Annotated in this window: 8 protein-coding genes and 1 pseudogene; 2 read left to right on the plus strand and 7 right to left on the minus strand. The window is 67.3% G+C overall.

Annotated features, from left to right (window positions below):
- Positions 1-76: 76 nt before the first annotated feature.
- The 6 genes from ACFC25_RS17255 to ACFC25_RS17280 form a co-directional block, all read right to left on the minus strand.
- Complete coding sequence (locus tag ACFC25_RS17255; RefSeq protein WP_376047351.1) at positions 77-1,273, minus strand: VWA domain-containing protein; 1,197 nt, start codon at positions 1,271-1,273, stop codon at positions 77-79.
- On the minus strand, positions 1,270-3,618 hold the full coding sequence (locus ACFC25_RS17260) for a DUF5682 family protein (protein ID WP_376047354.1): 2,349 nt from the start codon (positions 3,616-3,618) through the stop codon (positions 1,270-1,272). The genes ACFC25_RS17255 and ACFC25_RS17260 overlap by 4 nt, the downstream gene beginning before the upstream one ends.
- Before the next feature lie 44 nt (positions 3,619-3,662).
- The gene (locus ACFC25_RS17265; RefSeq protein WP_376047357.1) at positions 3,663-4,769 is read right to left on the minus strand and encodes an AAA family ATPase; all 1,107 of its coding nucleotides are present in this window, start codon (positions 4,767-4,769) and stop codon (positions 3,663-3,665) included.
- Positions 4,766-6,217, minus strand: a complete 1,452-nt coding sequence (locus ACFC25_RS17270) for a DUF5691 domain-containing protein (RefSeq protein WP_376047360.1) — start codon at positions 6,215-6,217, stop codon at positions 4,766-4,768. Before ACFC25_RS17270 ends, ACFC25_RS17265 begins: the two co-directional genes overlap by 4 nt.
- The gene (locus ACFC25_RS17275) at positions 6,214-7,512 is read right to left on the minus strand and encodes an SWIM zinc finger domain-containing protein (protein ID WP_376047363.1); all 1,299 of its coding nucleotides are present in this window, start codon (positions 7,510-7,512) and stop codon (positions 6,214-6,216) included. Before ACFC25_RS17275 ends, ACFC25_RS17270 begins: the two co-directional genes overlap by 4 nt.
- A 98-nt stretch (positions 7,513-7,610) precedes the next feature.
- A complete protein-coding gene (locus ACFC25_RS17280) occupies positions 7,611-7,769 on the minus strand; it encodes a hypothetical protein (RefSeq protein ID WP_376047366.1) in 159 nt (52 codons plus the stop codon).
- 321 nt (positions 7,770-8,090) lie between these two features.
- Between ACFC25_RS17280 and ACFC25_RS17285 the strand changes: the two genes are divergently transcribed.
- Positions 8,091-8,339 carry a hypothetical protein gene (locus ACFC25_RS17285; RefSeq protein ID WP_376047368.1) on the plus strand — a complete coding sequence of 83 codons (249 nt, stop codon included), beginning with the start codon at positions 8,091-8,093 and terminating at the stop codon, positions 8,337-8,339.
- Positions 8,340-8,370: 31 nt separating this feature from the next.
- Complete coding sequence (locus tag ACFC25_RS17290) at positions 8,371-9,306, plus strand: 5'-3' exonuclease H3TH domain-containing protein (protein ID WP_376047382.1); 936 nt, start codon at positions 8,371-8,373, stop codon at positions 9,304-9,306.
- A gap of 13 nt (positions 9,307-9,319) precedes the next feature.
- Here the strand turns inward: ACFC25_RS17290 and ACFC25_RS17295 are convergent.
- Positions 9,320-9,505: pseudogene (locus tag ACFC25_RS17295) on the minus strand (endonuclease); the annotation flags it as partial.

The raw sequence follows: 9,505 nt of genomic DNA on the forward strand, positions 1-9,505 counted from the left end.
GCGAGTTAGGAACACGAGGCTATTCTCGCCCCGTTCAACGTGGTGTGCCAGAGCGCCGGCGAAACCCCAGCACCCCCTACGCTTCGTGGGTCGTTGGAATGTCCTGGGACGCCGCCCATTCGCCCACGTCGCGGCGTTCAATGGCCGCTGCCATCAAGTCAGGGAACAGGTCGGGCGTGCAGGCGAAGGCAGGGACGCCGACTCCCGCGAGGGCCGCGGCATGGCCCGAGTCGAAGGACGGGTGGCCGCTGTCGCTCAGCGCCAGCAGCGCGATCATGGTGGTCCCCGAACCCACGATCGTGGCCGCGCGCCGAAGCATTTCCTCCGCTATCCCTCCTTCGTAGAGGTCGCTGATCAGCACCAGGATCGTTTCGGTGGGCTGGGTGATCTGCTCCTGGCAGTAAGCCAGGGCTCGGTTGATGTCAGTGCCGCCGCCAAGTTGCACGCCAAAGAGCACATCAACGGGATCGTCCAGTTCGTCGGTCAGGTCCACGACTTCGGTGTCGAAGACCACGAGCCGGGTGCGCACGGACCGCAGCGAGCTGAGCACAGCCCCGAACACGCTGGAGTACACCACAGACTCGGCCATGGACCCGGACTGGTCGATGCACAGGATGATTTCACGCTGGATCTCGGTGCTGCGCCGGGCATGGCCGACCAGCCGCTCGGGCACGATCGCCCGGTATTTGGGCTGGTAGTGCTTGAGGTTGGCCGCGATCGTCCTGGCCCAATCAATGTCCCGATGGCGGGGCCGCCGGGACCGTGCCGCCCGGTTCAGCGCCCCGGAGACCGCCTGGACAGTCTTGGCGCGCAGGCGGTCCTCAAGCTCATTCGTCACGTGCCGGATGACTGTCCTGGCAGTCTCGCGGGAATGCTCGGGGATCACCCGGCCGAGGCCTACCAGCGTACTGACGAGGCCGACGTCGGGCTGTACCGTTCGCAGCATCTCCGGCTCGAGGAGTAACTGGCGCAGCCCGAGCCTGTCCATGGCGTCGGCCTGCATCACCTGCACGACACTGGACGGGAAATAGCTCCGTATGTCACCCAGCCAGCGGGCCACCCGTGGGCTGGAGGCGCCGAGGCCACCACGGCCGTTCTTTTCCGCCCCGTACAAAGCCTCCAGGGCCTGGTCCCGGCGCGCGTCTGCGGTTGAAAGCACCACGCTATCGCCGTCCGCCGTGCTGATGCCGTCCGCAGCCTGCCCGCCTAGAACCAGGCGCCAGCGGTTCAGCCGGCCGCGCGGGCCGATGACATCAGGGTTCGCGTCCGTCACGCGACCACCTCCCATCCGAGATACCTGGCCATGGTCCGGATCGCAGGGCCGGCCGACGCCAAGTCCAGGGTTGTCTGGCTGTCCGTTTGCCCGGCGTCGTCAATGCGGCTCACCTGCTCGCCGATCTCCCGCCTCTCCGGCTGGCTGAATGCCGAAAAGGTCCTGCGCAGCAGCGGGAGGACGTCGTCGAAGACGTCGTCGTCAACGCCGGCGACCCAGTCGTCCACGATCTTGAGGAGGCGCCGGTCATAAACCAGCAGCGTCGCGTCGCCGGAGAGCAGGCCCTCCAGCCAGGCAGCGGCTTCCCGCGCCGGAGTGGCCACTGAGAGCCGGCGACTGAGCCGGGCGGCGACGTCGTCCGCGTCCACAAGGCCCGCGTCCAGCAGCAGCCTGGTGGCGCGTCCCGCCACCGAACCGTGGATCCGGTCCGAGCCGGCGACGGCAGCGAGCGCCCGGTGCCAGTCGCCGAGCGGCAGGTCGGGCATCAAGGACAGTCCTTGCTGGGCCGAGTCGATGGCGCGCCGCATGGCGTCCGCAGCTTCATCGTCCAGGCCTGCGCAGGCTGTGGGCAGTCCCACGCAGGCGCGCACCACCGTTGTGTCCAGGATCTTCCGTACACCCGTGACGTCAACCCCGCGGACGTTTCCATACCTACAGGTCCGGGCTAGCGGGGCGATGGTTTCCAGCAGCGGCGCGACGTCCTGCTGCAGGGCCGTGCGTTCAGCAAGTACCGTGACGACGCCACCTATGCCGTGGGGCAGGTCAGCGAGCAGGCAGCTTGCGAGCAGTTCGCTAAGCTCGGCCAGGCTGCCGGCGGCCTGCGCACGTTCGGACACACAGGTCGAGGCAGCCGAGGCGACCGTCGTGCCGTAGCGGCTGGCTTCAACCACTGCAACCGCGAGTTCCGGCTGCCAATGGAGCGTCCAGACCTCCTTGAAAGTGCCCGTGGTCCGGCCGGTTTCGCTCTGCGCGCCCCAATGCACTCCGAGCAGTGCCAGCCGGTGCAGCAGGACCGAGCGGGCCAGCTGGTTAGGCTTGCGCAGGTCCAAGGTCAGGACCTCTTCCATGGCGCTGGGCTTCCACCGGAGCCTGCGTTGTGTGGCTGCCAGATCGGCGGCCAGGGGGAGGGTCGGCGCGGAGTCCGGCACGCTCCCGAGTTCGAGTCCAACGGTGAGTTCGCGATGGACCAGAGCCAGCGGGAGGGGCGAACCGTCGCACAGCACTGCCTGGGCGGCGTCGTCCAGTTCCGCCAATCCCGGGCTCGGCCGGCCCCGGACGGCGGCCAGGGCAGTCGCCATCCTGCTCGCTTCCACCACCGAGGCTGTTGATGCGTCCAGGTTTTCCCGGCGCAGGGCATGGGCTACCCGGACCAGCCAGGTGGTGGACACGTCCGGGCCGGAGCCCCGGGTCATCCAGTGCGAAAAAAGATGCTGGTACCAGCCCGGTGCGGTGACCCCGGCACCGTATCCGCTGCGCAGGCTGAGCCGGCCCGAGGTCCATGGCACCCAGGTGACGGCGACCTTGGCTTTAGGCAGGCCGGCGAGCACTTTATTGTCTGCAGACACCGGGGGAAAGTCGGCGGGCACCAGCGCCGGGGCATGATAGGCACCGCACACGACGGCGATCCGTGCGTGCCCTTCACGCATGGCCGCCCTGATCAGGCGCCGCATCGCGGCTTCCCGCCGGTTGTTCTCCATTACGTCGGGGTGGTCGCCCGGCCGGCCGTCGGCCGCACGGATCTCTGCAATGGCCTCGGTCAGTGCCGTGAACCGGTCGACTGGGTCAGTGTTGCGGTGCTCGATGGCATCCTCCCACCACCGTTCGGCGTCGCTGTAGCCGGCGGCCGCGGCGAGCATCCCGATCGCGTCGGGCCGGTAAGGCTGCTGTGGAGGGGCAGGTGGTTCCGTACCTTCTGCGGAGGGGCCGTCGTCGTCCTCGCTCTCACTGTCCGACGGCGGCACGGGAGGCACAGTTGGCACGTCCGACGGCGGCACGGGAGGCACAGAGGGCGCAGGGGCCATCTGCAGCGCGAAGGTGTGCACGGCCGGTAGGTCGATCGCCCGCACCTGAGTGCCGGTGGAGAGGGCCCAGCGGATCGCCACCCATTCCGGCGAGAAACCGGCCATCGGATAGAAGGAAGCCAGCCGTGGCTCATCTGCTACGTAGATGAGGCCGGCGACTGGCGGCACCATCTCGGGATCGGATAGTAAGGGGATGACCTGGTCCAGTTCCGGAGGTCCCTCGACCAGCACCAAATCCGGTTTGAGGCTGGCCAGTGCTTCAGCGACGGAGTGTGCTGAGCCGGGGCCATGGTGCCGGATCCCCAGGATGTGGACGTCTGTCATCGGTCAGGGCTCATCGGTCAGGGCCGATCGGTCAGAAGCCACAGTCAGTTGGTCGATTCGAGGTCGCGGCAGGCCCGGTAAAGGTCCTTCCACTCTGGCCGGTTCCGCACGACGGTTTCCAGGTATTCCTGCCAGATCACCCGGTCCTGGACAGGGTCCTTGACCACCGCGCCCACCAGGCTGGCCGCTACGTCCTGGGCCCGGACGGTTCCGTCACCGAAGTGCGCAGCGAGGGAGAGCCCGTTGGTCATGACCGAGATGGCTTCTGCTGTCGACAGGGTCGCCGAGGGCGATTTAAGGGTGGTTCGCTGGTCCTGGGTTACGCCTGCGCGCAGTTCCCGCATGACGGTGACCACCCTTCGGATCTCGGAGAGCGCGGCCAGGTCAGCCGGAAGCTCAAGGGCCTCACCCAGGCTGCGGACCCGGGTGGTGACAATCTCCACCTCCTGGTCGATGCTGTCCGGCAGCGGCAGCACTACGGTGTTGAAGCGGCGGCGCAGTGCCGAGGAGAGATCGTTGACGCCTTTGTCGCGGTTGTTGGCCGTCGCGATGATGTTGAAGCCCTTGCGTGCCTGCACTTCTTCGTTCAGTTCGGGGATCGGCAGCGTCTTCTCGCTGAGAATCGTGATGAGGGAATCCTGGACGTCGGACGGGATACGGGTGAGTTCCTCCACGCGAACCAGGCTTCCGGTTTCCATCGCGCGCATCACCGGCCCGGGGACCATGGCCGCCCGGGACGGGCCGTCGGCGAGCAGCCGCGCATAGTTCCAGCCATACCTCAGTGCCTCCTCCGGAGTTCCGGCGGTGCCCTGGACCACGAGCTTTGAGGATCCGGAAACGGCTGCGGCGAGATGCTCTCCCAGCCAGGTCTTAGCGGTGCCCGGCACACCAAGCAAGAGCAGGGCCCGGTCCGTTGCCAGGGATGCCACTGCGATTTCCACCAGCCGTTCCGAGCCCAGGTATTTGGGCGTGACTTGCACTCCGTTTGGCAGGGTGCCGCCGAGGATGTAGGTGGTTACCGCCCAGGGTGACAGCCGCCAGCTGGGCGGACGGGGCCGGTCGTCGACGGTGGCCAGCGCGCTGAGCTCGTCGGCGTACGCGTTCTCGGCGTGGGCGCGAAGGACATCGGTGCCGTTAGGGGCATTGGTCATGGAAAAGCCTCCGTCAGGGATTGTCGGAATGATTGGTACTGCAGGGCCTCACGGAGCACGCGGCGCCGCGCGGCGTCGTCGTCTGAACGCTCCAGCAATCGCCGGGCCTGCTCGGCCGCCTGCGGCGGTAGTGCCGCGGGCAGGACGTCGGCCAGCATGCTTGCCAGCTGTCCGCCGTTCTTGGCCGAAATCTGCTCAAGCACGGCTTCAGCCAGGGCAGTTCCCCAGGGACGTGGCATGTCACGCAGCGGTGTGGCCAGTGCGAAGGGGTTTGCGGCGCTGGCCCGGATGTGCCGGATCAGTGTCTCTTCGCGCTCATCCTGAGGCAGGCAATTGAGCAGCCGCAAGTCCAAGCGGAGCTCCAGGAGCGCACGAGCCCAGTCACCGTCACCCCGCAGTGCGGCAATGTCCCGGATCGTTTCGAGGACGCGCTTTTCGCTTTTAAGCAGTGCCACAGTTGCCGCGGGGCTGCGGCCAGAGGCCTTTGTCCAGACGTCGAGCGGGGCGCCGCGGACGACGGTGTCGAGCCGGCCCAGCAGGTCGGGCTCACCGGTGCGCGGGTCCGGCGCGATCCCGTCCCGCAGGGCGGCCGCGTCCGGTTCCGAAGGGAGGTCGATCTCGAATTGCTTGCGCAGCATGCCCTTGACGCGCAGCAGCGGGAGAAGCCGGGTGGCCATACGGCGGCCGCGGGCGCTGGCCGGGAGTTGGTCGAGCAGGCCGGCGGCGACCTCGCGGACCACCTTGGCTTTGTCATCGAGCGCCTGCTCGAGCAGGTCCTCGTCGTCGTCCCCGAGGTTCATCGCCAAGGTGCCCAGGTGGGCGGCCCGCTCCCGCGCTCCGAGCGTGTCCCAGTGGGCGGCAAGGTATTCGCGGGCGGCGGCGGGGTCACTCCTGCGGAGGCGTTCCAGTTCTTTGGTGGCGTCCGCGCTTTTCAGCTCCGCCCAATCCGTTGCACTGGCTGCCGGAAGGTCGGACGCCCGCGCTTTGAGGTCCTGAAGCCAGCGGCCCCGGGTGCCGATCGCCGGCTGCAGAAACGCTGCGACCCCGGGCTTCGTTTCCGCCAAAGCCAGCAGCACAGGCAGCAGTCTGTGCGGAACGCGTCGGCCGAAGGCTTGGGCCAGCTGAAGCCAATCGGCCACCAGCAGGCCCCGAAGCTCCTGTCCGACCGGCGGCTGGGTAAGCAGCAGTTCCAGCAGTCGGGCGGCCGCATCAGAGGCTATGGGGGCATCATCCGGTGGGGCTGGCTCGGGCAAGTCAGCTGCATCCAAAGTGGTGGATTCCCGGGAGGAACGGCTGACGGCGTCGGCCAGGGCCGCCTGGTCAAGCACCAATTCCTCGCTGGACAGGCCTTCCCGGGGGCGGACGCCCAGTTCACTGGGCGGCGGCGGTGCCGGATGCCGGGCGGTCCCGACGAGCGCCGCCGTCCTGAGCTCGGCCAGCCAGGTCATGGCGTCACCACCGTTCCACCAACGACGGCGGACAGTGGCCGTAGGTGGCCCTCGTCCAGTTCGCCGAACACGTCCACGGGATGACCGCCGGTCAGGGCCAGCAAGGCGTCCAATGGTGCGTCGACCAGGGGGAGGGCGTCTCCCGCTCCGTCCCGCAGCCAGCCGTGGTCACCTGGACAGACGCGCACTCCGCCCAGCAGCACGGGGTGGCGCTCACGCCAGGGGGAGAGGGCTACCGCGGCCGATTCGGCTTCCATCGCTTGGGCGATACTGCCACCGTCGCCCAGGCTGCTTGCCGTTCCCATGGGTGCGGCGGGGCTGGTGAACATAGCGCGCCTCGGTGCGGAGCCGGGGTACCGTGCGAGCGTGGCGTCCAGGACAGCGCCGGCGAGCTGGGGCGTCGCCAGGGACTCACTCTGGGCAGCGAAATCGAGGACGACGACGACCGTTCCGTCGGGGGCTCGGAGCCAGGTCCGTTGCTGCTTGAGCCTGCCGTCGTCGCTGCGGTGGGCGCCCAGGACCAGCCAGGGACCGTGCAGGGCCTCGGTGCCGTGGACGTCCGCCGTCGGAACTGCCCAGCCGACGGCCACCCGGAGTTCGGCGACCTCCTCTGGCGTCAGGATCTCTCTCATGCGCCAGGCCTTGGTCACGGCCCACCAGCGGCCTGCCCGGAACAGCAGATGGTCGGCCCAGTCGGCCCGGGCGTGTACGTCCGAACCCATGGCCCTCACCTGTTCAGCCAAACCCGGAAGCTGGGCGTCAACAAGGCGGGCTGCCACGCCGTCCCACCAGGAGTACGGCTGGGTGTGTGCGGACGCCAACCCGGTCCTGACCAGATCCGTCAGCCACCGGGCGAAGTCCTCGATCCCCGCATCCATCAGTGCCATTCGGTCGGCCAGCCGCTTGGCCTGTGCTGCAGGATCCGTCGGCTGATCAGTAGGGCGTTTTTCCCGCGCAGCGGACCGTTCCGCCCGCTGGGCCGCCCATTCCTGGGCGAAACCGGCGGTCTCTGTGCCGGCGTCGGCCGCTTCACCCCGGGACCACATAAGCAGCAAAGCCAGGGCGTGCTTGCAGGGGAATTTCCGGCTGGGGCAGGAGCACCGGTAGGCGGGGGCCACGGTGTCCACGCTCACCTGATAGGGCGTCTTTCCACTGCCTTGGCATTTGCCCCAGACCAGGTCGTCGTTGCTGCCCGTATCCGACCACGGCCCCGGCCGTGCCAGCTTCCGCGCGGCCGCGAGGGACGACGCGTCGGGAGCGGCGCTTATCACCTGCTGCTCGCTCCATCGCCCCATGAAGCACATTGTGCCCGATGTCACAGGAAGCGCCAAGGTGAGCAGCGCGGCGTGGCCCTCAAGATATGAACAAGATTTGCAGGGTCCGTGACGTCCGGCTAGGTGCAGGAGTCTGAGCCGCCGAGCAGGACCAGTCCCTTGCCTGCGTCCTCCCATATCGCGGCTGAAACGGGCGTTCCGTGGAGGCCCACGACGAGGACCCCGTTACCGTTTTCGTCGTAGTAGAGCTCGACACCGCTGACGCGGGGTTGAGGCATGCCACCAGCGTAGGCCTGTCAGTTAACCTGCGAAAGGCCCGCGTGCAAGGCCATCGGGAACGCGGAGAGCTTAACTGAAGACTCTTGCGCACCCTCCCACGGCTGAGCGAGACTCTTTAGGAACTTGATGCACCGATCAATGGGATTGCACAACAAAACCAGCGGTAAGGGACGCAGCGTCGCGTCCCTCAGCTCAGCGGCAAAGCCGTCGCGGGGTTTGATCGCGCAGACTTGAGGAGAGCCATGGCCGGCATGTTTGAACTTTACGTGGACCCAGAATCCTGTTTCAGGTTTCGTCTCACAGCACCGGATGGAACGGTGATGGCCATTTCCAAAGCCTTTGACACCAAGACCGCAGCGGTTGCCGGCATTGCCGAGGTGCGTGAGTATGCCGGCATGGGACACATCACCGATCTCTGCCCGAAGGCCATGAAGGAGGCGCGGCCGGATAATTACGACCTCCCGGTTGTCCAGCCCCATGAGGTCCGGCGTATTCCGGCCGCTGACCTTCATGGCCGTATCAGGCCGATCCGTCAGCCCGCCGGGCCACGGTGGGCGGGCGCGGTCTAACGCTGCCGACGCATCCGTGTCAGGATCAGGTATGCCACACCGCCTGATGCTGCTCGATACCGCGTCACTGTACTTTCGCGCCTTCTACGGCCTGCCGGATAGCATCCGTCGCTCCGACGGGACACCAGTGAACGCTGTCCGCGGCCTTCTGGACATGATTGCCAGGCTCACCACCGACTACGGTGCGACACACCTGATCGCTTGCTGGGACAACGACTGGCGCCCGCAGTGGCGGGTGGATCTCATTCCGACCTACAAGGCCCACCGGGTCGCGGAGGTCATGACGGATGCCGCCGATATCGAGGTTGTTCCGGATGCGCTGGAGGCCCAGATTCCGATGATCCGCCACGTTCTTGACCTCGCTGGCATAGCCGTCGTCGGGGCTGACGAGCACGAGGCGGACGACGTCGTGGGCACGTACGCCAGCCACGCCGAGTTTCCGGTCGACGTCGTCACGGGAGACCGCGATTTATTCCAGGTGATCGACGACGCCCGCCAAGTGCGCGTGATCTACACTGCGCGGGGGATGAGGAACCTCGAAGTGTTGACGGAGGTGGTCGTCGTCGGCAAGTACCTCGTGCTGCCCCAACAGTATGCCGACTATGCCACGCTCCGCGGCGACGCATCGGACGGGCTGCCAGGCGTCGCCGGTGTCGGTGAAAAGACCGCCGCGTCGCTGCTCGGGCAGTTCGGCACGCTGGACAATCTGCTCGCGGCGGCAGCTGACGGGGGAGGCGGCGTTTCCGCATCCGTGCGGGCAAGACTCGAAGCCGCTGCCGATTACCTCATGGTCGCGCCCACGGTAGTGAAAGTGGTACGCGACCTCAAGTTGCCCACCCTCGAGGAAGCGGGAGCACAGCTTCATCCCGTCGGCGCCGACTCGCGCGCCGAACTGGAGCGTCTTGCTGTCGACTGGAATCTGGGCAGCTCTGTTAAACGGCTGCTGGCCGCCTTGGACCAGCGCTAGCCTTGGGCCAGCGCTAAAGGTGCTGGTCGGGAACCAGTTCGCTCTGTACTTGAGCTGGCCAGTGGGGTGGTTCCCAGTCTTGGTGTTCGCTTTGGTAGTGGCGGCCGGTGGGTGAGGTCCAGCCGGGTGGTTTGTCGATGCTGGCTTCGGTGGGTGTCCAGGCGGTGGTGTGTTTCAGCCGGTGGTGTTTGGGGCAGGG

This window comes from Pseudarthrobacter sp. NPDC055928 (assembly GCF_042270935.1).
Taxonomy (GTDB): domain Bacteria; phylum Actinomycetota; class Actinomycetes; order Actinomycetales; family Micrococcaceae; genus Arthrobacter.

Excerpts from the sequence above, each read along its gene's own strand:
- ACFC25_RS17270 (WP_376047360.1), bottom strand. The coding sequence starts at position 6,217 with ATGACCTGGCTGGCCGAGCTCAGGACGGCGGCGCTCGTCGGGACCGCC.
- ACFC25_RS17260 (WP_376047354.1), bottom strand. The coding sequence starts at position 3,618 with ATGACAGACGTCCACATCCTGGGGATCCGGCACCATGGCCCCGGCTCA.
- ACFC25_RS17265 (WP_376047357.1), bottom strand. The coding sequence starts at position 4,769 with ATGACCAATGCCCCTAACGGCACCGATGTCCTTCGCGCCCACGCCGAG.
- ACFC25_RS17280 (WP_376047366.1), bottom strand. The coding sequence starts at position 7,769 with ATGCCTCAACCCCGCGTCAGCGGTGTCGAGCTCTACTACGACGAAAAC.
- ACFC25_RS17285 (WP_376047368.1), top strand. The coding sequence starts at position 8,091 with ATGGCCATTTCCAAAGCCTTTGACACCAAGACCGCAGCGGTTGCCGGC.
- ACFC25_RS17275 (WP_376047363.1), bottom strand. The coding sequence starts at position 7,512 with ATGGGGCGATGGAGCGAGCAGCAGGTGATAAGCGCCGCTCCCGACGCG.
- ACFC25_RS17290 (WP_376047382.1), top strand. The coding sequence starts at position 8,371 with ATGCCACACCGCCTGATGCTGCTCGATACCGCGTCACTGTACTTTCGC.